At 62.5% G+C, this 24,443-nt stretch carries 20 protein-coding genes; 4 read left to right on the top strand and 16 right to left on the bottom strand.

Going from position 1 to position 24,443, the window contains the following annotated elements:
• Nucleotides 1-125 precede the first annotated feature (125 nt).
• Nucleotides 126-539: an HPF/RaiA family ribosome-associated protein gene (locus tag UCMB321_RS05125; RefSeq protein ID WP_040064367.1), complete on the bottom strand. Its 414-nt coding sequence runs from the start codon at nt 537-539 to the stop codon at nt 126-128.
• A gap of 298 nt (nt 540-837) precedes the next feature.
• A complete protein-coding gene (locus UCMB321_RS05120) occupies nt 838-2,037 on the bottom strand; it encodes a benzoate/H(+) symporter BenE family transporter (protein ID WP_040064366.1) in 1,200 nt (399 codons plus the stop codon).
• A gap of 157 nt (nt 2,038-2,194) precedes the next feature.
• On the opposite strand from UCMB321_RS05120, the gene UCMB321_RS05115 reads away from it, so the two are divergent.
• Nucleotides 2,195-3,583: an aminotransferase-like domain-containing protein gene (locus UCMB321_RS05115; protein ID WP_040064365.1), complete on the top strand. Its 1,389-nt coding sequence runs from the start codon at nt 2,195-2,197 to the stop codon at nt 3,581-3,583.
• Between the two features lie 173 nt (nt 3,584-3,756).
• Nucleotides 3,757-4,122: a DUF3509 domain-containing protein gene (locus tag UCMB321_RS05110; protein ID WP_052451073.1), complete on the top strand. Its 366-nt coding sequence runs from the start codon at nt 3,757-3,759 to the stop codon at nt 4,120-4,122.
• A 7-nt stretch (nt 4,123-4,129) separates the two neighbouring features.
• Here UCMB321_RS05110 and UCMB321_RS05105 read toward each other — a convergent pair whose 3' ends face one another.
• Entirely contained in the window at nt 4,130-5,329 is a 1,200-nt protein-coding gene (locus tag UCMB321_RS05105; RefSeq protein WP_040064364.1) for a DUF1501 domain-containing protein, read from the bottom strand.
• Between the two features lie 27 nt (nt 5,330-5,356).
• Complete coding sequence (locus UCMB321_RS05100; protein ID WP_245220719.1) at nt 5,357-6,799, bottom strand: DUF1800 domain-containing protein; 1,443 nt, start codon at nt 6,797-6,799, stop codon at nt 5,357-5,359.
• Nucleotides 6,800-7,149: 350 nt separating this feature from the next.
• Here UCMB321_RS05100 and UCMB321_RS05095 point away from each other — a divergent pair, with 350 nt between their 5' ends.
• Nucleotides 7,150-7,491 (top strand): YXWGXW repeat-containing protein, encoded by a 342-nt coding sequence (locus UCMB321_RS05095; protein ID WP_040064362.1) that lies wholly within the window; start codon nt 7,150-7,152, stop codon nt 7,489-7,491.
• 115 nt (nt 7,492-7,606) lie between these two features.
• Here the strand turns inward: UCMB321_RS05095 and UCMB321_RS05090 are convergent, their stop codons facing one another.
• From UCMB321_RS05090 to UCMB321_RS29400, 3 genes are all read right to left on the bottom strand, one after another.
• Complete coding sequence (locus UCMB321_RS05090) at nt 7,607-8,107, bottom strand: phosphate-starvation-inducible protein PsiE (protein WP_040064361.1); 501 nt, start codon at nt 8,105-8,107, stop codon at nt 7,607-7,609.
• A gap of 97 nt (nt 8,108-8,204) precedes the next feature.
• On the bottom strand, nt 8,205-9,254 hold the full coding sequence (locus tag UCMB321_RS29405; protein ID WP_052451072.1) for a S1C family serine protease: 1,050 nt from the start codon (nt 9,252-9,254) through the stop codon (nt 8,205-8,207).
• Between the two features lie 75 nt (nt 9,255-9,329).
• A complete protein-coding gene (locus tag UCMB321_RS29400; RefSeq protein WP_157015850.1) occupies nt 9,330-9,974 on the bottom strand; it encodes a CC0125/CC1285 family lipoprotein in 645 nt (214 codons plus the stop codon).
• 231 nt (nt 9,975-10,205) lie between these two features.
• Between UCMB321_RS29400 and UCMB321_RS05075 the strand changes: the two genes are divergently transcribed.
• Nucleotides 10,206-10,469 (top strand): YebG family protein, encoded by a 264-nt coding sequence (locus UCMB321_RS05075; RefSeq protein WP_040064360.1) that lies wholly within the window; start codon nt 10,206-10,208, stop codon nt 10,467-10,469.
• Between the two features lie 57 nt (nt 10,470-10,526).
• Here the strand turns inward: UCMB321_RS05075 and bcsC are convergent, their stop codons facing one another.
• From bcsC to bcsE, 9 genes are read right to left on the bottom strand one after another with little or no spacing between them, the layout of a single operon-like run.
• Entirely contained in the window at nt 10,527-14,003 is a 3,477-nt protein-coding gene (bcsC, locus tag UCMB321_RS05070) for a cellulose synthase complex outer membrane protein BcsC (RefSeq protein ID WP_040064359.1), read from the bottom strand.
• Nucleotides 13,991-15,106 carry a cellulose synthase complex periplasmic endoglucanase BcsZ gene (gene bcsZ, locus UCMB321_RS05065; RefSeq protein WP_040064358.1) on the bottom strand — a complete coding sequence of 372 codons (1,116 nt, stop codon included), beginning with the start codon at nt 15,104-15,106 and terminating at the stop codon, nt 13,991-13,993. Before bcsZ ends, bcsC begins: the two co-directional genes overlap by 13 nt.
• A gap of 4 nt (nt 15,107-15,110) precedes the next feature.
• On the bottom strand, nt 15,111-17,420 hold the full coding sequence (bcsB, locus tag UCMB321_RS05060; protein WP_040064357.1) for a cellulose biosynthesis cyclic di-GMP-binding regulatory protein BcsB: 2,310 nt from the start codon (nt 17,418-17,420) through the stop codon (nt 15,111-15,113).
• The gene (gene bcsA / locus UCMB321_RS05055) at nt 17,417-20,011 is read right to left on the bottom strand and encodes a UDP-forming cellulose synthase catalytic subunit (RefSeq protein ID WP_040064356.1); all 2,595 of its coding nucleotides are present in this window, start codon (nt 20,009-20,011) and stop codon (nt 17,417-17,419) included. Before bcsA ends, bcsB begins: the two co-directional genes overlap by 4 nt.
• Nucleotides 20,008-20,730: a cellulose biosynthesis protein BcsQ gene (bcsQ, locus tag UCMB321_RS05050; protein WP_040064355.1), complete on the bottom strand. Its 723-nt coding sequence runs from the start codon at nt 20,728-20,730 to the stop codon at nt 20,008-20,010. Before bcsQ ends, bcsA begins: the two co-directional genes overlap by 4 nt.
• Nucleotides 20,727-20,966: a cellulose biosynthesis protein BcsR gene (bcsR, locus tag UCMB321_RS05045; RefSeq protein ID WP_040064354.1), complete on the bottom strand. Its 240-nt coding sequence runs from the start codon at nt 20,964-20,966 to the stop codon at nt 20,727-20,729. The genes bcsQ and bcsR overlap by 4 nt, the downstream gene beginning before the upstream one ends.
• Nucleotides 20,936-22,564 (bottom strand): cellulose biosynthesis protein BcsG, encoded by a 1,629-nt coding sequence (gene bcsG, locus UCMB321_RS05040; protein ID WP_040064353.1) that lies wholly within the window; start codon nt 22,562-22,564, stop codon nt 20,936-20,938. Before bcsG ends, bcsR begins: the two co-directional genes overlap by 31 nt.
• Nucleotides 22,551-22,742: a cellulose biosynthesis protein BcsF gene (gene bcsF, locus UCMB321_RS05035; protein WP_040064352.1), complete on the bottom strand. Its 192-nt coding sequence runs from the start codon at nt 22,740-22,742 to the stop codon at nt 22,551-22,553. Before bcsF ends, bcsG begins: the two co-directional genes overlap by 14 nt.
• Nucleotides 22,739-24,280, bottom strand: a complete 1,542-nt coding sequence (bcsE, locus tag UCMB321_RS05030) for a cellulose biosynthesis protein BcsE (protein WP_040064404.1) — start codon at nt 24,278-24,280, stop codon at nt 22,739-22,741. The genes bcsF and bcsE overlap by 4 nt, the downstream gene beginning before the upstream one ends.
• Nucleotides 24,281-24,443 lie beyond the last annotated feature (163 nt).

Here is a 24,443-nt window from a genome sequence, read left to right as displayed (position 1 = left end):
AGATGCCAATATTAATGATAAAAATTCTCATGCGCAAAGAGATCCGCTGAACTGAGCCCGGTTTGAACGGCGCCCCAAACGAAAACGGGCCTGCAATGCAGGCCCGTCGTGGTCAGCGCTGGCAATCAGCCGTTAGCGGCCAGTCGCACACGTTCCTTCTCTTCGAACTCCTCTTCCAGCAGTGCGTCTCCCAGGTCGCGGCGCTCGCCCTTGATGGCGATCGGGCGTTTGGCTTGCAGTTTGCCGAACAGATGCTCCAGTGCGTGTTCAAGTCGGGTGGCCGCGCCATCGATCGCCTGTTCCAGGGTATCGGCTTTATGGGTGACCGAAATCGGTTGATGGCCTTTTGGCCGCGCTTCCATCTGGCAGCGCAAGTCGTGGGGACCGGGCTTGTCGCCGTTCTCGTCCGCCAGGTGAACCTCGACCCGTGTCAGGTGTTCTTCATAACGTTCGAGCGCGCTCTCGACGCTCGACCGAACCCACTCCTTCAGTCGGTTGCTGCTTTGAATATGGTTATCACTATTGACTTGGATTTGCATAGTTCTTCCCTTATTTCAGCTAGCTTGCAAGAGGCTCGCGGCAACGCCTGGAAGCGTGCTGAAGATGACCTCTTGATGACAGAGTTGGGCAGTTGGAAAAACAATTCAAGCCCTTTGAAAAGATAAATAATTATCCGACGAAATAGGCGGACAAGCCCGTAAAGCGCTGTTAATGTCGGGAATTGGGTTGAGTCGCCTCACTGTCATTTCTTGCAACAAATCTCCTGAAAAACTCCATGGCGGGCTTGCCAGAAAACGCCTTGACCGCCGGACGTCCCTGCCCGGCCCCATGCACGCATCAAGCGTCACGCAGTCCCACCGGCACCTTGCGCTCGCGGGTGTAGCTCAGCACGAAATGCGCCACCAGGCCGAAGATCAATCCCCAGAACGCCGCCGCCAGCCCCAGGAAGCTCATGCCCGAAGCGGTCACCAGAAAGGTGATCAGCGCCGCTTCCCGTTGCTTCTCCTCGGCCATGGCACCCGTGAGGCCGGCACTGATCGCGCCGAACAGCGCCAACCCGGCCAGGGACGCGATCAGCTCCTTGGGCAAGGCACCGAACACCGAGGCCAGGGTCGCGCCGAAAGTCCCCATCAGGATGTAGAAAAACCCGCAGGCGATGCCGGCGACATAGCGCTTGTCGCGGTTTTCGTGGGCCTCGCGACCGGTGCAGATCGCCGCCGTGATCGCCGCCAGGTTGAGACCATGAGCCCCGAACGGCGCCAGCAGCACCGCGCTGGCAGCCGTCAGCGAAATCATCGACCGCGCCGGCTGGGTATAACCGGCTGTGCGTAACACGGCCATGCCGGGCACGTACTGGCCGGTCAGGGTCACCAGGGCCAGCGGCAGGCCGATATTGATGATCGCGTGCCAGCTCCACTCGGGCGCGGTGAAGATCGGCTGCGCCACCGCCACGGTGATCGCCGCCTGGTTCAATTCGCCCATCACCCCGGCGAAGGCACAGCCGACGATCAACACCGAAAGGATCGCGTAGCGCGGCGAGAAACGCTTGCACACCAGATAGACGCCGATCATCGACAACACCAGCGCCGGTTGCAGGCGGATCGAGGTGAACAGCTCGGCGCCGAAACGAAACAGGATCCCCGCCAGCATCGCCGCGGCAATTGCCTTGGGCAGGCGGCTCATCAATTTGTCGAAGGCCCCCGACAAACCGATGACCACGATGATCAACGACGCGACCACATAGGCCCCGATCGCCTCGGCGAACGACACCGTCGGCAACATCGAGACCAGCAACGCCGCGCCGGGCGTCGACCAGGCGGTAATCACCGGAATCCGCAGGCGCCAGCTCAACAGCAGGCCGGTGACGCCGCTGCCGATGGAGATCGCCCAGATCCACGACGACACCTGCTCGCTGGACAGGTGGGCCTGGGATGCCGCCTGGAACACGATGATCAGCGGGCCGGCATAGGAGATGACCACCGCGATGAAGCCGGCGATAACCGCCGATAACGAAAAATCCTTTCTGAGGTGACTCATGAGCATCGGTACCTGAGCGTGGGAGGCATTGATTCGATTGAATCGACTTAAGTGCATATAACCGCAAAAATTGATTCGATTCAATAGAATCAATTTAGGTTGGCGCACCCTGTGATAAGCTGCCGTCCACTCTCTTCAGGATCGGTAGCTATCACGCATGTGGGTTCCTCGGCTCAGCGACTTCAACCAACCGGTGTATCTCTCCATCGCCGATGCGCTGGCACGGGATATCGCCAGCGGTGCGCTGAAGGTCGGCAGCCGCCTGCCCACCCTGCGTGAACTGGCCCAGGCGCTGGAGGTCACGCCGGGCACCATCAGCCGGGCCTACAGCGAGGCCCAGCGGCGCAAGCTGGTGCAGGGTGAAGTCGGACGCGGTACTTATGTGCTGGAACAGGGCGTGCCGCCAGCGACACGCCAGCCGACGTCGACGCTGCTGGCGGCGGGGCCGGCCGACCTGCTCGACCTGTCGATCATCAAGCCCCACGGCGAGCCCCTGGAACACGAGTTGCGCGATGCCCTGGTGAACATGGCCAACGACGCGGATTTCGCCCGTGCCCTGGACTACGCCCCCGACGGCGGCCATCCCGCCCACCGTGAAGCCGGCGCCCAGTGGCTGCGCCAGTCGCTGCCCGACGCGCAATGGCAGCAGGTGGTCATCACCGCCGGCGCGCAACATGGCCTGATGGTCGCCCTGAGCGCCCTGAGCAACAGCGGCGACCTGGTGCTCTGCGAAGCGCTCTGCTACCCGGGCATCATCTCCCTGGCCCATGGTCTGGAACGGCGGCTCGGCGGCGTGGAAATGGATGAGCAAGGGATCATTCCCGAAGCCCTGCGCGAGCGCTGCCTGCGGGAAAAACCGGCGTTGCTGATCTGCGTCGCCACCTGCCAGAACCCGACCACGGCGATCATGTCAGCGGCGCGCCGGGCACAGATCGCGGCGATTGCCGAAGAGTTCGATTTCATCATCATCGACGACGATATCTACGGTTTCCTCGCCACCGATCCCTCGATCAAGCCGCTGTCCAGCTATGCGCCGCACCGTTCGGTGTACCTCACCAGCCTGTCGAAGTCGGTGATGCCGGCCCTGCGCATCGGCTACCTGTACAGCCCGCCGAAACTGCTGTCGCGCCTGACCTCCATGGTCCGCAGCAGTATCTGGATGCCATCGCCGCTGACCGCGCAACTGGCGAGCATGATGCTCGGCGAGGGGCTGGACACGCAGTTGGTGGCGATCCAGCGCAACGAGGCGGCCGCCCGCCAGGCCATCGCCGCCGAAGTGTTTCGCGGCTTGCAGATCGCTACCCAGCCCCACAGCTACCACCTGTGGCTGACCTTGCCCGAGCCCTGGAGTGGCGATGAATTCACCCTGCTGGCACGGGCCAACGGTGTGCTGGTGCTCAGCGGCACGCAGTTCCAGGCCGAACGCCTGGGGACTACCCGCAGCGTGCGGATCGTCCTGATGTCGCCCACCAGCCGGGACGAACTGCGCTTCGCCCTGACCAAGCTGGCCAGCCTGATCGACGCCGATCCACGGCGCTTCTACTGAACGGTCGTTTACTCGGCACAAGCCTTGCACTTTTTTTCAACACAGCATCAAGGCCGTTAGTTGTGCCCCGACACGAAGTCAGGGCACCGACCTGCCGCCGGTCCGGAACTGACGAACCAATCCAGCCAGCGAGCAGTCAATGAATGCAGGTTTCGATCAGAGTGGTGACACACATGGATAACCCCTTTCAGTTGATCAACGACGCTTTCCAGCCCGAATACCGGGTCAACCTCAGCCTCCAGGGACTGGACGGCGACATCATGCTGACCCTGTCCAACGCCGACGGGGTGGTGGCCAAACGGATGATCAGCGCCGAGCAGCGCAATGATCCGCGGCGCCTGAAACGCCTGATCCAGAGCGTGCAATTCGGCATCGCCATCGAGCAGGGGCATTGCGCGATGGAGATGCTCACGGCCATGACCGACAGCGACAGTCTCAAGCTGGCGACCCTCCCCGCACCGATGTGGAGTGGCGCCGGCCATCGTATGGGGCGCCCGGCCACAGTGACCGGCCGGGTGCTGACCTTGCCGGTTCGTTAAGCAGTCACTAAACCAGCTGCAACCCATTGGGGCGCGCGCCGGGGAAAACGCTCTGAAGTTGCGCAGCCGACAAACCCCAGGTGCGCCCCAGCACGCCGCCCAGCAGATCACGGTAATTGTTCAGCACCGGGTAATCGCGGTTCTGCAACAGGCTGCCCGGGGCCACCGCCACCTGCTCGCCGGCGATACGCCCGCCGTGCACGCTGCCGCCCAGCACCCAGTACACCGTGCCATGTCCATGATCGGTGCCGCGATCGCCGTTCTCGCGAAAGGTGCGGCCAAATTCCGAGACCACCACCACGGTGGTGTCTTTCCACTGATCGCCCATGGCATCGGCAAACGCCGCCAGTCCCTGCCCCAGGTTCGCCAGGTTGTTGGCCAACGGGCCCTGGGTGCTGCCCTGGTTGACGTGGGTGTCCCAGCCGCCGACATCGACGAAACCGAGCCGATACTGATCGCGCATCAGGGTGGCGATGCGCCGGGTCTCGGCGGCGAAATTCTGCGCGGTCTGCGCGCCGCGCCCGGCCTTGGTCATTTCGTCCTGCAGATCCTTCGACACTTGCTGGCGCAGTTGCAGCCCGTCGGACACCGGCGCGGCCAGCGTGGTGCCCTTGTACATCGAGGCGAGGATCGACGACTGGCGCTCGTCGAAGACCGGCTTGGAGACCCCGCGCAAGGACAGGTTGGGAATATCCCGACCGCCCTGGAAACTCAGGGGCAAGGCGTCGGTAAAGGCAATCGGCGTACTGCCGGGCAAGACGCCGGCCAGGCGGGCGAGAAAGCCCGAGCCATAGTGACCGTGCTGGTCGCCCGCCAGGCCCGCCTCGATATTGTCCTGGGTTTCGAAATGGCTGCGCGACAGGTCGTCGGTACCGGCAAAGGGCACGAACGCGATCTGCTTGCGTTGCCAGAACGGGTAGAGCGAATCGCGCAGCACCGGGTTGAGGCCCCAATGACCGTCGAGGGCGATGGCACTGTTGAGGTTGTGCGGATCGGGCCGGGCGATCGCCAGGTTCGGCCGCGACTCGTAGTAGAAATCGCTGGCATAGGGCACCAGCAGGTTGTTGCAGTCGTAGCCGCCACGCAGGAACACCATCAGAAAGCGCGGCGCCGACGCTGGGGCAGCAAACAGCTTCCCGGAGAACGACAAGGTCGGCAGGGTCGCCGCGGCGACCGCTGAAGCGACCAGAAAATCTCGACGATTCATCACAGCACCTTCCTGAGAGGCACGACGTTAGCGGTTGTTGAAGTCTGGTGAGGACAACAGAAAGGTGTTCCATTCCTGGGGCGACGTGGCCTGATTCAGCGCGGCGGTGGTGGCCGCCGACAGATGCGGGCCAATGGCTTCGTAGTAGAGCGGCGTGGTAATCATGGGAAAACCGCCCTGTGCCTTGTCAGTGCCTTCCGGAGTGAACAGCCGGTTGTAGCCCGAGCCGATGGCCCGGGCGATTTCGAAACGCTTGGACATCTGCCCCGAACTGGCCCAGCCGGCGGCGTCCAGCGGCCAGCCGTCCGGGGTCTGGCGACCGAACACCGGCTCACCCAGCTGATTGAGCCAATTGAGCATCGGCCGGGGATTGGCGATGGGCTTGCCATCGTAGGCCAGGCGCACCGCCGAGACCACGAACTGGGTCGGGTCCTTGAATTTTTTCCCGGCGCTTTGCAACAACTCCGGCGACTCGAAGAGCGTGCGCAGCACCTGGGCGATGTCGCCATCGCTGCGCTGGAAGGTCACGCTCATGCGGTCCACCAGGGACTGCGGCGGTTGGTCGGCGACAAAGTATTGCGCGAGTTTGCGCGAGATGAACTGTGCACAGGCCTTCTGCCGGGTGATCAGGTTGACCGCCCGGGTGATCTCATCGAAACCGCTGCCCTGGATCGGCTCGCCCAACAGCACCTTGTCGGAGAAGTCATGGCGATTGGGGTTGAACTGGAACATCCCGTCGCGCACCACCAGCGGCGCCACCCGCGGGCCGAACTTCTGCACCCGGCCGTCCAGCGGCATCACCCCCGCGCCGGTGAGGATCAGCGCCAGTTGCTGGACATCCTGCTGGGTGTAGCCGGAGCCGACCCCCAGGGTGTGCAGCTCCATCAATTCGCGGGCGTAGTTTTCGTTGACCTTGCCCCGGGCGTTCTGGGCATTGTCGAGAAACTCCAGCATCGCCGGGCTCTTGAGGGTGGCCAGAAGCAGATCCTTGAACTTGCCCAGGGCATGCGGACGGATCACCCGCTCTTCGTAGTCCGCCGCCATCAGGCGCACCGCGCCCTTGCCAGCGAACACGCTGAAGTGATTGAGCCAGAACCCGACCATCTGCTCCTTGAGCTGGTTGCTGCCGTAGACCGCTCGCAACAGGGTGATTTGCCGAGCCTGGTCGGCGGCGTCATTGAGTTGTTGCTGCTGGGACTTTTTCGCCTCGACCTTGGCATCGCCGTCCGGCATCGACTGGAGCTGCTCCTGGCGCTGCTTGAACGCGAGCAAGGTGGCCTGCAGCGGTTGCGCGAGGATCGGGTACGCCCGCAATTGGGCATCGATACCCGGTGGCAAGGTGTCACGAATACGGTCGCTCAGTTGCGCCTCCAGCAGGCCACTGCGGCCCATGGCGCGAAAGCGCGCGACGTTCGCCGCGTCCAGGTCGAAACCGTCACGCCGCAGCCAGGCCGAATCGGCCGGACTCAAGGGCGCGGCAGGCGCCGCCACAGCAACGACGGGAAGTCCCGCGACCAGACAAACCGACAACCCCAGACAACGTAGAACAGCACCCGGTACTGGCATATCAAGAGGCTTCCAAAGGTGAGAGCGGCATCAGTCCTTTCGTCCCCAGTGTCTGTCGAACTGGCTGTACCAATGCTGACAATGATGCATTCAGTTCTATCCTGCCTAAGCTCTGTGACAAGTGGCTCTTGCGGCTAAAAAGACTGTGTCGGGTTCAGGATCCGGACAGATACATGCTGTTACAACAAGCGTAGCCGGTGAGAAAACACGGCACTGATCCGTTCGCCGTAGGCGGACCATTCCAAGGAGGCAACATGTTTTTACGTTACGCAGCACTTGCAGCGGTAGTCATGGCGGCTTCCGGTTGCGTACAGGAGCGCGTGGTCCACGAGCGCCAGGTGGTGGTCGAACGGCCGGCACCGCAATACGTGGAAGTGGTGGCGCCGCAACCGCCGCCGCAGGAAGTGATCGAGGTGGAGCCGGCCTATCGTCCCGGTTTCGTCTGGGCGCGGGGTTACTGGCATTGGGACGGACGGCGCTATGTGGCGATGCACGGGCATTGGGAGCCGGTGCGCCCGGGCTATCGCTATGTGCACCCGCACTGGGAACGGCATAACGATGGCTGGCATTTGCGCGCCGGCGTCTGGATGAACTGATGATGGTGTAGGAGCGAGCTTGCTCGCGATGGGCGTCAACGATAACGCGGGAAACCTGATACCCCGCGGTGTCCCGGCTACCATCGCGAGCAAGCTCGCTCCTACCTCCTACCTCCTACAGCTCACCCTTCTCCACTTCCGGATGCTCGCCGGAGCCCTCGCCGATCTTACGCTGCGGATGCTCGATCTTCACCGACGGGAACTGCGACGAGGCATAGCGCACCACCAGGATCGCGAACGCCAGCAGCAGGATCGCACCGGAAAGGTAAACCACGCCCATGTCCGGTGGATTGTGGTGCGACACGTTGGAGATCAGCAGCCGGGTCAGCGCGGTGATCGCCACGTAGATCAGGAAGCGCACGGGCATATGGTTGGTCTTGAAGTAGATCCCCACCATCGCCCCCAGTTCGAGGTAGATGAACAGCAGCAGGATGTCGTCGATCTTGAGCTGCCCGCCTTCGATCATCGTCAGGAACTCCATCACCGCCGCCCAGGCGGTGACCCCGCCGATGGCGAACAGCGCTAGGTAATGGAACGACTCGACGAACAGGTTGCCCAGGGACTCGGCCACCTGGTGCACGTTTCGTCGCAGGTTCTCGGCCCAATTGATTTTCACGGTAGAGGTTCCTTGGTTCGGCTTGATCGGATGATGCGGGTGGAAGATGACTATTGTCCCTGCATGCAGAAAAAAGGCCAGGGACGAGGCGCGGCCTTCAGCTATGCGTCATGGTCAAATCGCAGTCTCGGATCGGCGTGCCGGCGCGCAACATGTGGCCCTTGCCCGTATACACCTTGGAGCCGACCGGGAATTCGCCGTTGAAGCTGAATTGCCAGATGACATTGGGGTTGCTGATGCGGTAGCCGATGCCGTGCAGGTCCAGCATGTTGTGGGCGATGTTGCCGGTCAAGGTTTCCACAAAAGTGTCGTTCTTGCGGTAGGCATTGACGGCACCGTCGTTCACTTCCATGGTGAACCTGGCCTGATAGGCGGCAAAGTTCGTACCCTTGTCGGCGCGCGCCCCGCAGCTCATCCAGCCATTCCATTTCTCTGCCGTCGACACGGGCCCAGGCACAGGTGCGGGAACCGGCGTTGGCGCCGGTTTCCCCCGCGTCGCCAGGGCGGCTTTGCCGCGCTCGGCGATGTCCTGTATCCACTGGGCCGGCACGGCAAATGAAATGTTCTGCGCGTAGCTGCCTTCCATGCCCAGCGTGGTAAGGCCGATCAACTCGCCGCGATCGTTGAACAGCCCACCGCCGCTGGAGCCGTGGGAAATCGGTGCGGAACTCTGGATGAGGCGCAGCTTGCCCTCCTTGTCCAGGCGCAGCGCCGACAACAGGCCGTCGCTCATGGTTTCTTCCAGGCCACGCGGCGAGCCGATGGCGAACACTTTCTGGCCGACCCGCAAATGGCTGATCGGGGCGATCTTGACCGCTGGCGCCACCAGGTTGGCGACCTTGATCTGGCACAGGTCGCGTTCCACATCGGGAAACTCCAGCGTGCCCGCAAAGGTGGCATTGAGGTGCTGCACCTTGAAGCTGCTGGCTTTGGCCAGCACATGGCAATTGGTGACCAGGCGACCGGGACCGACGACGACCGCGGTCCCCTGCGAAAACGGCTTGCCCTGGGCATCGGCGGCGAGCACCACCCAGATGCTCGGCGAGACCTGTTCGAACAGTGCTTCGGGCTCCATGGCGAACACCGAGGAGCAGGTCGACAGGGCGGCAGCCAGGACGGTTGCTTGTTTGATGAGCGATGGTTTCATGATGAATGCTTACCCGGTTTTGCAGGACGCATGAGTGCGCAAAATTCGTCTGGGGTCGTGGCCTCACGCATCAGCTCAAGGCGGCGGCAACAGATGCTTCAGATCGTCCATCGTCACGGGCGGGTTGGCGGTTCGCGGCGCCATGCTACCCGCAAACGCAGCCTTGAAGATGTCCTTGCCGGTGGGGGCGGCGGCATTTCCCTGGCTCTTGATGTAGGGATCGAGCATTTCCAGGATGGTGGCGGCGCGCAGGACCAGCATGCCGTTGTAGCCGTCGGGGCTATGCAGCATCTTGACGAAGCCGTTGCCGGAATACGTTTTCACGGTGCCGCCGGGAATATAGATGTAGGTCGGGACCGAATGCGTCGCCAACTGGCTCAGCGGCAGGTCGGAGCCAGGTTGCAGGTCAGCCAGCCGGGTTGCGGGGGTGTCGGCTTGCGACAGCGCCGGGGCCTTCAATTGTGTCTGTGAGGGGATGAAAAACTCATAACCGTTTTGCGTGGTCAATTCGGCGCAGCGATAGATCCAGTAATACCAGACCTTGTCGCGCGAGGTCTGTCCATTGCCATTGAAGACGACACGATAGGTACTGTCGTCTATTTTGGTTTCAGTGTAACCACCGGTGAATCCATGCGGTCCGTAGGCGGTGGCGCATCCGCTCAGTAACGCCGCTGTCAGCAACAAGCAAGGTAAGGCCAGGCGCAAAGGGTTGGTCATCATGGAGGCGAATTGACGTTTGTGAGGGTTTGTCGAAAAACGCCCGAAGATCGTAGCAGGAAAAAAAGCCACTACCCAAAGCCTGGGGATTCGCTTATGCTCTTTGCTGTATATAGATACAGTAATTGCAAAACACTACTATCGTGAAGGCAATCGCCGTTTTGACAAAAACTTACCGTGACACGGGGTGGCACCCAGTGAGGCACCCTAATATCACTCATTGAGAGGCCTCGTATGGCTGTAGAGATTCTTTACCGCAGCACGCGCGATTTGGAGACTACGTTTTTGGACCGCAAACTCGCTGATGCCCATGATCAGATGCTGGAACTGGCAGAGGTGCTGACCCAGGTCCTGGTGAAAAACGTTCCGGGGCTGGACGAGGCGCTGGCAGAAGAAGCCAGTATTTTCATGGCGAAAAACCGGGGAATCTTTGCTGCCGCTTTCAAAAACAATGCAGCCGCCTTGGCCGACCTGGACAAGCCTGAGCCGCACGAATAGTCGAAACCGGCTGGCTTTCGCAGCCGGATCGTCGCGCAGGCAGTTTTCGTACAGCGCCTAACGCATCTCCGCATAAGGCGAGATCGGCTCAACCGGTAGCGGCAGGTTGCCTTGCCAAGGGTCAAAGGTGTAGCGCAAGTACAGCAAGGCGCGGCTCGGCGCGTAGCCTTCGCTGTGTTGCCAAGTGATACCGGTACCGAACACCAGGTTGTCGGACAGGCGGCGCTCCACCAGGCCCTGGACACGGAAGTTGATGCCGTTGCTGCTACTGCCACTCTTGGTCAGGGTGGGGCCGCTCACCAGGGTCTGATTCGATTGCGCCAGCAGACTTTGCAGTTCGGCTTCGCTGTTGGCCTTGGGGTAGAGGTCAGAACCGTCGATTTTCGCAAACGACCAGCCCACCGCGCTTTCGAGGAAGACTGACCAATCCGCGTTGCGCCAGGCATAGTTCACCGGCACGCTGGCCGAGTAGTACTGCTGCGGGCTGTAGTAACCGCCCTGGCCAAGGGTGAGTTCGCTCAAGTCCTTGTCGTAGCCCATGTACAGCAGGGTCAGACCCGTACGCATACGCTCGTCGGCACGGTCCACCAGGCGATAGTAATAGCCGCCCATGGCGGTGCGCCGCTGGTTGGTCTCAACGTTCTGCCCCACCAACCAATGACTGCTCAGGCTTGCCCACACACCATCCTTGCCGCCTTCGTCATGGCTCAGGCCCAGGGTGAAGCCGTTGGCTGTCACACCGCCCCACTTGGTTCCCGTGACCGGATCGACCGCACCGGCATACGACACCAGTGAGTTGGTCAGGGGTCGTCGCGATGCCGTGAGGCGGTAACCCAGGCTGCTCCAGTCCCCGCTGTAGGTCACACCGCCCACCCAGTTGGACACCGTGAACGCTTGTGGCGTATGGCCAAGGTCGAAGGCCCAGCGATCATCGTGCCAGCCCATACCCAGCAGGGTGCCGTTCACGCTCTGTGAAGCGGTGGCACAGCCACCCTGGACCACCGCGCACAAGCCGAACCGATCGGTGCTGGAAAAATTGCTGACATCCAGATTGATCTCTTCGGCCTGTACGAAACCCTGTCCTTGCGCCAGCGGCGCGTCGATGCGCAGGATGGTGGTCTGGGTGGTCAGGTCCGAGACCCCCGATGAGCTGTTGTCGGTGCGCCAGGCGAAGTCATGGTACAGGTTCACCGTCGGGTTCTGCTGTTGGTACAGCTCGTCGACATCGCGGCGGATGCTGCGCTTCATCCAGTCATCGCTATCCTTGGCCCGGCTGGCCAAGGTCATGGCACGGTTGTCGCGCGGTTCGGCCTGCTGCGGTTCGATCATCCTTGCCGCCCCCATGCTGCGCGCATAGTCATCCAGAGCCCGCCCCGGCTCTTCCCGGGACAGCAGACGCGCCGCATCCCGATAGACCAGCGGATCACTTTGCGGGGTCTTGAGCAACTGCGCGAACAGCGCGCTCGCACGCGTCTTGTCGCCCAGCGACGCCCAGGCATTGGCCAGGCGGCGCTGGAACGATGCATCGACCGGTACCGGCGCAGTCACCGCCATGAGACTGGCCTTGGCGGCGTCCGGCTGACCACGGGCGATCAGCACTTCGCTCAGCCCCAGTTGGGCCTCGGTATTTTTCGGCTCGCTGCTCAGCACCTTGCGGTAGCGGCTTTCGGCCTGGACCAGGTCGCCACGCTGCTGGGCCCAGTCGGCCAGGGTCAGGTAGTCGTCAGGGGTAGGCGCGCGCATCAGCTGCGCTTCGGCCTGGGCCTCATGGCCACTGTCGCGTAGTGTCCGGGCCTTCGCGAGCAACTGGCGACGCTGCAGACGCGCCCACAGCTCGTTCATGTTGTCGCTCCAGGCCGCACGGGGGATCTGTTGCAGACTGCCCATGGCATCGCCGTCACGCTCGGCATTGGCCAGAAACAGGCCGTGGGCATAGCGCGCCTCGGTGTTCTGGCCCTGACGTTGCAACAGCACGCGGAAGCTTTGATCGGCGTCAGCATTGCGGCCCAGTTCGCGCTGGGCATTGGCCAAGCGGTACACCAGCCAGGGACTGTCCGGGTCCAGCACTCGAGCCTTGCTCAAGACTGCCGCCACCTGCGCCCAATCGCTGCGCCGGGTGGCGTCATCGGCCTGCGCATTGAGGCGATCCAGCGCCAGCCCGCGACGCACGCTTTGGAACTCCTGCTGCTCCCTGGGCGTCAGGCTGTCGAGGTAGTGCTCGGCCTTTTCCGCTGATTGCGACTGGTACAGACGGACCAGCGCACGCACCACGCTTGCGTTACTCGGATCAAGCTTGCGCGCCTGCATCAACAGGGCTTCCGCGCTGATGTCATCAAGTTCGCCCCGGGCCGCATAGGAAAGGCCGATCAGCGGCGCAGGATCGTTCGGTTTGGCTTTGGCGGCCTGCCGGTACCATTTTTTCGCGACGGGATAATCCTTTCGCTCAAGGGCTTCATCACCCTTTTGCAGCAGCATCCACTGGTAGTTGGCCGCCTTGAGGTCCTGCCATTTGGTCATCCAGTCGGTGTCCTGCTCAATGGCCGAGGCCTGGACGAACGTGTTGTAGGCCGCTTCGTGCTTGTTCTGGCGCATCAGCGAAATACCCAGCGAACCGAGCAGGCTGGCGTCTTGCGGATACCCCTTGATCGCCCGACGCAAATTGGCCTCAGCGCCGACGTTGTCGCCGGCTTCGAGCAATGCCTTGCCTTTGACTCCGGCCTGCCAGGCCGGATCCGCCAGGTATTGCTGCTGCGCTTGCAACTGTTTGGTCGCGTCAGCGTACAAGCTGGTGTAGGGGTAAAGCTTCAGAAAAGCCTGCCAGCCCTGCGCGGTTTCGCGCCCTACCGGCTGCTTGAGCCAATAGTTGTATTCGCGTTCGGCAGCGTTGTTGCTGGCGTTCGGATCGCCAGCCAATTGATGCAGGACAGCCAACGCCTCGGGATCACGTTTTTCGGCAAACAGCAGGCTCGCCAAGCTCTGGCGCAGCGAGGCGTTACCGGGATACTGCCGGTCCAACTCGCGTAACTGCTCGATCACCTGCGGGCGCTGAGCCTTGATGCCGCTGCGCACGTTCAGGTATTCCAGGGTCGTGGAAAAATCCGGCATGTCATCGCCGAACAGTTGCTGATAGGCCTTGATCGCGTCTTCGGAACGGCCGGCGACGGCCAGCAGACGCGCCTCCTGCAGGCCCCTCTGCCCCTCGGCGCCGTGCATCTTCAGCAAGCTCTCGGCCTGGCGCAAGGCCGCGGTGCCTGGTGCCTGCTGGTGCAGTTGGGCGACTAGGCGTTCGGCCTCCGGCAGGTTCTTCTGCAGCAATGCCTGGCGGACTTCGAAGACTTTCACCTGCGGATTGTCCGGGGCGATCAGTTCGAGACGCGCCAGCGAATCATGCACCAGGTCTTCGCGGTACAGAGCTTCGCCAATGCGGACTTGCTCCAGCAGCCATTGCTGCTGCTCGGGAGGGCTGAGCGGCTGGCCCAGTGCGACCCCATAAACGCCGCTCAGCAGCAGCCCGAAACCGGTCAATTTGTGCATGCGGCAGTCCAGTCTGGCACGAGGCGTCCGTCTTTATCGAAGCGATAACGTTGCTGGTCCCAGCCCTGCCCGAACAGCATCAGCGACTGGTTGTAATAGGCATCCGCCAAGGGCGGCTGTTGTTGCAGGCGTTGGCGCTGGGCCTCGAGGGCACCCACACTGTCCCGGCTGGCGGCCAGCAAGGGCAGCAAGGCGGCACTGAAGCCGACCGGGCCGGCGCCATTGTCGAGGCCGGTGCTGCTATCGACTTTTTCCGGCACATGGCCCAGTCGCGCAATCAGGTCCAGTATGGGTTTGAAGTGCTCGATCAACTTGGCGCGCCCCGGCGTATCCTTGTCCAGCATGCCCAGCCAGAGGTAGACGCGAATGGCGTCATAGCTACCGACACTGCCCTTCTGACTGTCCACGGCCCAACCCTGCCCGGCTTTCCACAGTTGCCAGTCGGATGCCAGGCCCTTGGACGAACTTTCGATCAGCAGACGCTCGGTGTTACTGGCCAGCTCCGCCCAGATCGGCGCTTCCTGGGCGAAGCGTGCCAGCAAGGGTAGCGGCAGATAGCTGGCATTCAGACGCCAACCCTCGGCACTGTCGAACCCTGCGTCGCCGGGCAACAGCATCAGGCCCAGGCCCGGAAGCTTGCGCAGGCTTTGCGCAGCACTGCGCCAGAGCAGGTTACGGCCCAATGTCAGGTAACTCGGCTGATCCCAAAGACGCCCGGCTTCCAGCAGGCTATAGGCGATCCACAAGTCGGCGTCGGTGGCGTTGTTGCCATCCAGCACCTGCCAGCGGCCGGCTGTGTCGCGCCCCCACAGCCAGGCCGGAAGCTGCCGGTTCAGGTCTCCGCCGGCCAGGTTGTCCTGGGTCCAGCGCAGCACCTTGGCAAAGCTTTCGCGGTCATTACCCAGCAGGGCGAAAAACAGCCCGTAGCCCTGCCCTTCAGACGTGGAGATCAACTGCTCCGAGGCGTGGTCAATGACCCGACCGTCCGAACTGAGCATGGCCTGGCGATAATGCTGCCAGGCTGGCCAAGGGCACTGCGCGGCAGCGGCAAAGCCAGGCGCCAGCATGATCGCGGCCAAAACCCGCGCTAGGAAGGCTGTCACCCGACTACTCCTGAGCCGCCAGGCGACGGCGAGCCGCCCAACGCAGTGCACGCCACAGCAGGAACGCCGTCAGCAGCACACTGATGGTGGCGATGGCCGCCAGCAGGACCGGGTGCTCGGACAATTGGAACCAAAGCAACAGCCACCACGGAAGGTGGCCGACGAAGTACTGCTGGCCCACCCAACTGCTGCCGACGCCACTGCTGCGGATCAGCGCCACGGAACCGCTGACGGCGTCTATTTTTCCAGAGTCGCCCAGGGTGTCGCGCAGCAGTTGGTAATCGGTCTCGTCGCTCGCCAGCAAGGCCACGATGCTGCGCTGTTGGTGATAAGGCGACTGCAAGCCGACAATGGCGGCGATCGGTGCCTGGGCGCTGACGTCGACGCCGTTGGCTCCCAGGTCGCGTTCATCACTGAACTGGCCGGCGCGGGCCGACTGGCCGTTCTGCTCATTGGACGATTTGAGTAGCCAGGCACGCGTCTTGTCCAGCACCAGATTGGCATCGGCACCATCGCCCACACCCGGTGCCATGGCGCCGAATACCAGCAGATCGACATCTGCCCTGGCGTCGTCCCAGTTGTCCGACAGCCGCAGGCCGAACGCTGGCAGACCTGAGCGTGCGGAGATGGCGGCAAGGGTCTCGAACATCGTACTCAGTTGCACAGGGCGACTGTGGGCCGGGACCATCACCAGGGTTTCCGACAGGTCGGCCATGCGGCTGTATGGAAAACCGCTGCGGGCAAAGGCACGCAGGTCGGGCATGGCGATGTAGTGATAGTAGCCGGACAGGTCAATGGTCGACTCTTCATCGATCACGGCCTGGTTGTTCACCGGCAGCGAAGTCTGGCAACGGTCGCGCTGGGCACTGCCAAAGGTACTGGCGAAGTTGAAGTCAAAACGCAGGGTGTTGCGGTCGCCAATCTTCAGCGCGGGTACCAGCAGCTTGTCGCTGAGGTTGGCCGACTCGTTGGACAACACCGCCAGACGCAGCTCCTCCAGACGGCTGTCGGTCTTGCTTTGCAACGGCAGGCTGGTGATGAACTGGTCGTTCAGGCTGATGGTCAGGCGCGACTCATCGTTGACCGTCGGTGGGGTATAACGGAACTTGGTTTGCAGCGGAATCCCTTGGTTGCGCCAGACGAACAGATCAGGCGGCAGATTCACGTCCACCGTGACGGGCCGTGGCTGCAGACCGTTGGTCCGAAGCTGCTCGGGGTACTTGATCAACTCGGCGAAGCGTACCGAGCGGTCCGTGCGCATCCAGTTCGGCGCGTCATAAGGCACCCGCGGCTTGAGCTGCTCGACCTTGTTGACGATCACGTTCGCGCCACGAAACGCGCCCGCGCCCAAGGCCAGGGCGCGGGCAGCCACCGCCAGGTCATCGTCGTTGCGCCCCAACACCAGCAACACCTTGCTGTAGGGATCCTGCGGATTGTCGATCATCTGTACAACGGGCGCATCCACGGCCGGGAACTTGTGGGTGTCGGCCAGGAAGGACGGGCGATGATCGTTGGTGGCGAAGACAATGGCCGACTTGGCGCGATGGTGCTCATCAGCGGGCGGCAGTTGGTCGAACAGAACGGGGAACTGTGCACCCCGCCAAGCGGCCTGGCTGCCGAAATAGGACGCCAGGATACCGGCTGCACGCTGCTCGCCCAGGGTCGGAGCATCGGCGAAGACCAGATTGAGGACCGGCTTGTCCTGGCCCCGAATGTCGAAGAACGGCATCGGGAAATAGGCCAGGTCGTTCTTGAGCGTGAGTGCCTGCTCCTGCAATTGGATCTGGCTGCCGCGCCCCACGTTCAACCAAAGCGTGTTGTTGGCCGGGTCTTCGCAGATGTCGGTGTAGTGGCCGACGAACTCCAGGCGCACACGGTTGAAGTCCGAAATCAGACTCGGGTCCAGGGCTACCGATTGGTTGACTCGCTTACCCAATTGCTCCTTGGCGATCGGCACAACGCTCATCAGCACATCGTTGAGATACACACGTAGATGCGAGATCTGTGGCAGCAGCGAAGGCGACGGCGTGTATTCCAGCTGCAGTTTCGCGTCACTGGCGATGCGATCGCGGCGCAAACTGAATTCGATCTGGTCGCTGTTGTGGATACCCAGCAACAGGCTGTCGGCGGGACGGCCCAGCTGTTCGAAGCTGTACGCGCTGCTCCAGGTCGGTACGTTGCTGACCGCGACAGGTGCAACAGGCACAACAGTCGCAGCAGATGCAACAGGTGCAGGTGCAGTGACGGCCTGGGCGCAACCGACGGCCAGGAGCGCCAGACTGGCAACAAGGGATTTGCTGAAGTAGCGGCTCATGGTGCGCTCACTGATCGGGAATTGGGAGTGGGGTCAGCCGCCGGCATGCGCGGCAGGAAACTGGCCAGCCAGCGCGACATCCGCAAAGGCGGCCTGGCGATGTCGCGGATCCAGGCAGGCAGGTATTCATAGAGGCGGTAGTAACCGGTGCCACCCAGCTTGACGATGTCGAAAAAGCTCTGCAGCGGGCGATCGGGGGTGACATTCTCGCTCCAGTTGAGCCAGGCATCGGCGCGGGCAAACGTGCACTGCACGAAGTCGACTTTCTGTTGCGCAGTGAAGCCACTGAAGCTGATGCCGATGAAGTGCTTGTGGCTGCGACTGACGTAGCCCGGGAACAGGAACTCACGGGTGCCGCGCTGCATCATCAGCGAGATTCTCCCGCCCACCGGCAACGACAGCGAGGTGTCGAGATGGATGCCTGCACCACCGTCGGAATAGTCCTGCAACAAGCCTGAGTAAGCGTGGCCACTTTCAAGACGCACAGCGGCAGGCAGCTTGGCGTGTACACGATGGGTCTGGCGAACCTGGCGCGCTTCAGCGGCGACCGCCACCGCGCCGCCGATGATCAGCAGGTTGTAGACCACCCAGAGAATGCTCACCACAACGGTCACGATTTCGTCGCGGGGCCCACAGATCAGGCGCCAGATGGCAAAACCCAGGCCGGCCATGTTCAGCGACGCCAGGAGCAGGTACGGCTGGGCGATTTTCCAGTCAAACTGGTTGTGCGCCATCAGGCCGCCCTTGGCGGTGACGTTGAACTTGCCCTTCCTGGGGTTGAACAGCGCCACGGTGGTGGGACGCGCGATGTACCACGCCAGCACGGTCTCGTACACCTCCCCCCAGAACGTCCGCCGATAGTCGCCCTGCATCCGCGAGTTGGTGAGGCTGGCGTGGATCATGTGCGGCAGCACGTACAGCAGGATCATCAGCGCCGGGGCGTAGATGATGTAGGCATGCAGAAACAGAAAGGCCAACGGCGCCAGCAGAAACACCAGGCGCGGCAGGCCGGCCAGGAAATGGATCATCGCGTTGGCGTAGCAGATGCGCTGGAAGAAGGTCAGGCCTTTTCCGAGCAAGGGATTGTCGGTGCGAAAGATCTGCGCCATGCCACGGGCCCAGCGAATGCGCTGGCCGATGTGCGCCGACAGGCTTTCGGTGGCCAGGCCGGCCGCTTGCGGCACCTTGACATAGGCCGAACGCCAACCGTTGCGGTGCAGGCGTAGCGCCGTATGGGCGTCCTCGGTGACGGTCTCGACGGCAAAGCCGCCGATCTCGTTCAGCGCAGTGCGCCGCAGCACCGCGCATGAACCGCAGAAAAACGCCGAGTTCCACATGTCGTTGCCGTCCTGGATCACCCCATAGAACAGCTCGCCTTCGTTGGGGCGCTCGCGGAACACATTCAGGTTGCGCTCAAAGGGGTCCGGTGACAGGAAATGGTGCGGCGTCTGCACCAGCGCCAGCTTCGGATCTTCCAAAAAGCCGCCGGTGGTCATTTGCAGAAAGGAACGCACAGGGATGTGGTCACAGTCGAAAATGGCGACCAGTTCGCTGTTCATCTGCTTCAGCGCATGGTTGAGGTTACCGGCCTTGGCGTGACGATTGTCGCTGCGAGCGATGTAGCCCACGCCGACCTCAGCCGCGAACTGGCGGAAACTCTCGCGTCTGCCGTCGTCGAGAATGTAGATGTTCAGCTTGTCGCTCGGCCAGTCGATGCCCATGGCGGCATACACGGTACCCCGCACGATTGACAGGTCTTCGTTGTAGGTCGGGATCAACAGGTCGACGCTGGGCCAAAGACCTGTGTCGCTCGGCAGCAGCGCCGGCTTGCGGCCCAGGGGCCAGCAAGTCTGGATGTACCCGAGGATCAACACCACCCAGGAATAGGTTTCGGCCACCAGCAGGATCATCCCGCAAGCCAGGTCCAGCGGTTGGTTCCAGTTCAAGGTCGAGGTGTAGCGCCACCACAGGTAGCGGCACGAGACGATGGTCGACAACACCACCATCAACAACGTCGGAAAGCGTCCCGGAATCCGCCGCACCAGCATGGCCAGCGCCCATAGCAGCAAGACGAACACCGACTGGGCGAAGTAACCGAAGGGCTCGGTGATGCACAACATCGTGAAGATGAAGGCGACGACGCCGATGGCCGCGTTGACCAGGCGTTGGTTGCGACGGTCCAGGCCTTTCCACCAATGACTGCTCTGGCGAATCTGCTGGCTGGCCTCGGCGCGCACGGGCAATTCTTCCAGGGTCTTGCCGACCCGGGCCCACAGCCGCAGGTACAGCGCCCCGACGGCCTTGAGCCAGGCCGGGGTGGTCAATGTCCAACCCGGCGACCTGGCCGGGCGGACCAGCACCAGCCAGAGGCTTTGCACCGCATAGCGCAACGGGTCGCCCAGGCTCGGGGCCTTGTCGCTCAGTTGCGGATACCAGCGCCTGGGCTGATCGAGCACCGCGCGCCAGTTCGGCGACTCCAGGCGCAACAGCAGCCACGCCAGGGCATTCATTGTCGCCAGCAACAGTGCGACTGGCGGCGCACAGTCATAGCGCCGACGCAGGTGGGCATAAGGGAAAACGCGGGCGATCATACCGGCTCCAGGCGTCGGGTCAGGCACCAGGTGGCCAGGCTCAACACATCCTGGGCAGCCAGGCTGGCTTGGGCATAAGCACCCACCGGTTTCTTGAACGCCAAGGCTTCGCGCATGGCTTCATCCTGATGCACGCTCAGTGGCAGCAGGCGGGCCCCATATTGTTTGCGCCAGATCAGCAGCAGGTCGCGCTGCAATTGGCTGACCGGGTCGAAGCGGTTGATCAGCAGATGCCCGCCGAGGGCTTCTTCCTGCTGCAACAGCACATGGCAGGCGGCATCCGCCTCGACAATCCGCAGGCGCAACGCACAGGGTCCGACATGCGCATGACCGGGCAAGCGCAAGGGTACGTCGAACAGGATCCAGTCAAAGTGTTCGGCAAGGCTGGCCTGGCGGCGGCGCCACAACTCCGGATCCTTGAGCAGGTGTTGCTCGATCTGATCCTGCTCTTCCCGTTTCAGGCGGCCATAAGGCAACACGCCCAGCCCCGGCTCCACGGTCCAGGCCTGGGTATTCCAGCCGACACCGTCGATCATGGCGCGCGCCCAGCCGTCAGGTTCGCTGACGCTGACGCCGAAGTGCAGGCGAAGCAGGTTCTCCGGGCACATGTCGACCAGCAGCACGCGCTCGCCAAGGCTATGCAATGCATGCCCCGTGGCCGCCAACAGCGAGCTGGTGCCGACGCCGCCGCGCAGGCCGCGCAGGCTGAGGCTGGTCAAGACAGCGCTCCAGGTCGCTCATGCACCGCCGGCAGGGCCGCCGGTTGCTGGCTCTGCATCTCCACCAGCAGCGGCCAGCGATGCAGCGCCTTTTGCAATTCGATCTGCGCGGAAATGTCCACGTAGTCCAGTTCGGGCAGCTCAAGCTCCTGCTTCAGGCGTGCGATGTCATCGGCACGATCGGCACGCGACTGCACCTTGGCCTTCACTTGAAGCGCTGTGGGTAGGGCAGCCATCCTGCTTTCTCCTTGAGTCGGATGTAGGGTTTTCCGCCGTAGTCAACGACCACGGTGCCAGAGTTTTCGGAGACTGCCGCCGTCTGCGGCAGGTTGCTCAGCAGGGCCGACCAGTCGGGACCTTGGCCATCCCCCTTGGATTGAGCGCCGTACAGGCGGCTGATGATTTCCGACAGGGCCAGGAAGCTGCTCGGCTCGGTGATGTGCAGTGGCGCGGCACCGGGGTTGCGCCCCATGCCCACCAGCTTGATGCCGACCGGCACGTGGGTGATGGACTGGCTCGGTATCTCGCGCATGCCGGATATCTGCATGCGGTCGCCATGCAGTGCCGCACCATGTTCCGGCACAATCACCACCACCACCCGACGGCCGCTGAGCTCCAGCTGTTTGATGAAGCCGTTGAGGTCGTCGATCAGCCCCTGGGCACGCGGTTTGTAATCACTGCTCTTGGTGCCGCCATCGGCGGTCAGCGTACGGTTGCCGTCATGCAACGTGGTGGTGTTGTAGAACAGCGCCACGCGATCGCTCTTTTCGTCTTCGCGGTGCTTCCACCAGGTGTCCAGTACCTGAGCATCACGCAAGATCGGCGAACCGTCGAAACCCACCAGTTCACGCGGCAATTTGCGGGTACTGACGGCGGGGGCCGGCAACGAACCTTGAGCACGGACTTCGTCAAGGAAGCCTTCGAACTGCCCCGTGTGGTTGAGCATCACTTCGTTGGCAAAGCCCAGCTTGCTCAGGTCACCCATCAACAGGCACTGCTCCGGGGGCGTGCCGTAGAGCTGGCTGTGCGGAACCTGTCCGCAACTGGCGCGCAACAGGCGGATAGCCGCCGGGCCGCTATAGGAGGTGGCCGAGTTGAAGTTGTCGAAAATCACGTCCATCTGCTGGAACAGCGTGTTATCGCGCAGGCCCACGGCGTCCAGATCATCCCAGGCCATGGAACAGATATTGATCAGCAACAGATCGAAAGGCTGCACGGCCGAAGTCGCCGGCTTGAACTCCACCTTGCGCCCGGCCTCGGTGCTATAGAACTTCTGCAGATAGGCTTCCAGTGTCGCGCTGTCCGGGGCGGCCGTGCTCGCCGTAGCCACGGGGGCGCCACTGGCCGACGCCGCGACCGGCTCGCTGCCGGCGTGCAGGGACAGCACGTTGGCACTGGCCAGCCAGGCCAGACCCAGCACGCTCAGGGTGGTCAGGCGCAGCCAGTGACGGACGAAGGCATAGGCCACCGCCAGCACAGCCAACAGCGCACACAGGTTCCAGTCGATGAAACGCCCCACCAGCTCGACCAGGTAGGCGCCGCTGAAATTCAACACACCCGGCTGGTCCAACAGACGGCTGAAGGGCGGCAGCCAGGTGTCCTGATAAAACAGCGCAACGCCCACCGGGATCGCTATGACGGTGCGCAGGATGCGCAGATAACGATTGGGCAACGGCAGCAACAACGCCGCAGCGAACACCAGATTAGGCACTATCTGCAGGTTCAGGTAACCCGCCCACAGCAGGACGAATTTGAGGAGGAAATACAGATTCCAGTGACCCAGGCCCGGCCAGACACGCACCGACACCGGGTTAATGACTTCATACCGGCTCATGGGGCTCGCTTTGGGCAGGGGCGCGACGACGCACGCCACGGGATTTGAGGTAACGCGGAGGCAGGAGCCCCTGCACGACGGCCAGAAAACGGCGACCCAGCCGGGTCAGTACCATGATCAGTGCCAGGGTCAGCAGGCAGCTGAGGCCAATCACCTGGATCAGTTCGGAATAACTCATGAACAGAGATCCGTAATGGGCAGTGTGGTGCGTTGCGGCGAATAGGCGCCATGCCCGGCGGCTCCGGCGGAACTACCGGCGGTGCGCTCTTCTGCCAGAATGAAGGTTGGAGGCAGCGAGGTTTCCGCGAGGAAGTCCTCGCGCGGCAACGCTTCAAGGCCGGGGAACGCCTGGAAATCGCTGAAGAGATCGCGCCAGGACAGCCGGCAGATATTCCCCAACGCGGGTTCCAGCCCGTCCGCGCGACAGGCGAACAGGAACAGATAGAAGGCACCGTTGACCACGCAGGCGACGTCACCGAAACGACGCAAGCCGATTTGATTCAAGTACTGCTCAATGGCCAGGCCACCGCGCGGCATCAGTTTGAGCAGTTGGTGGCTGACTTCGCCAGAGGCGCCGCTGTAGACGCGTTCCAACGTGCGGATGAACTCCCGGGGCGCCAACAGGCCGCGCTCGGCGGGCGGGCGCAGGCGTTCGAAGATCAATTGGAAGTCGGTGATGCGACTCCGGCGCCAGGTCTGGCCCTGGACGCTGTCGATGATGCTGAAGAAGTGTGCCAGCGTCGTCCCATAAGGCACGGTGATGTTGGCCCCGCAGGACACCAGCAAGCGCTCGTCCCGATAACGCAGGCAGGGCTCCATCTCGCGAACAATGATCTTCAGCGCGATGCCGCAGCGCTCGCGCAGGGCGTGAATCTGACGGGCCAGCGCTTCGACATCCCGGTTGCTATCGATGGCCACGATGATGCTGGCAGCCCGCGCGCGGCTGGCTTGCTGGAGCAAATCCTCGCGGCTCTCGAACAGCCTCCACTGATCCGATAAGGGCGGCGAGCCCTCAAGCACCGGACGCTGGGTCAGGTAGATACGCTGGTCGTCGGTGTGGCTCAACTGCTCATTGGCCTGCTCATTGACCGACAGCGCAAAACCGCCCTCGCCCAACTCGAGTTCGAACTCCTGCCCGCTGCACACGCCCAGTTCGCTGCGCCAGTAGTGCAATTGATAGCAAATACCACCGTCACGGCGATAGAGCTGAGCGAGCCCGGAGAGCGTATCGTTGAGCCGCAACAAGCGGTCATGCAGTTGAGACGCCTGGCCATGACTGATCACCAACAGGCTGCATTGGCGTGCGCGCAGCCATTGCCTCAGGGACAGGCAGCATTGCTGCAGCTGCGGCGCGACGTCGCTCTGCCAGGCGCTGTCGGGCAGCATCAGGACAAGGGTGCTGTCGGCTGCCGGAGCAGTACGGGTCAGCTCGCCGACCAGCGATTTGAGGGTCAGGCCGATGTCGGCTTTATTGATGTCGAACAGCTTCAGCAGACCGGGACCGGTATCTGCCGCCAGTTTGCTGGCCAGCTCCTGACTTGAATGCTCGCAGCACACCAAGGTCGCTCGCGCATTGGCCGGCATCGCGGCCAGGCATTGGACGGCCAGCGCGGCAGAGTCACTTGCCTGATCCACAGCTACCCAATAAAGGCCGCCGTTGTCCAACAAGATCTGCTCATCATGCAGATGACGAATGGCTAGGGTGACCTGACTCAAGTTCTCTTCCCTTAGGACCAGATACAGCGCGATCGGCATGTCCTACCTTAGACGTCGATCACCCTTTCCGGATTCTCTTACACCTTAGTAATGGCGGGCATTATGATGATACCAAAGTGATAGCGTCAACAATCCGTTAAGAATTTAGATCAAATATTACAAA

This window comes from Pseudomonas batumici (assembly GCF_000820515.1).
In the GTDB taxonomy this organism is placed as follows: domain Bacteria; phylum Pseudomonadota; class Gammaproteobacteria; order Pseudomonadales; family Pseudomonadaceae; genus Aquipseudomonas; species Aquipseudomonas batumici.
Note: the sequence above shows the minus strand (reverse complement) of the source record. Positions and strands in the feature narration are given on the sequence as shown.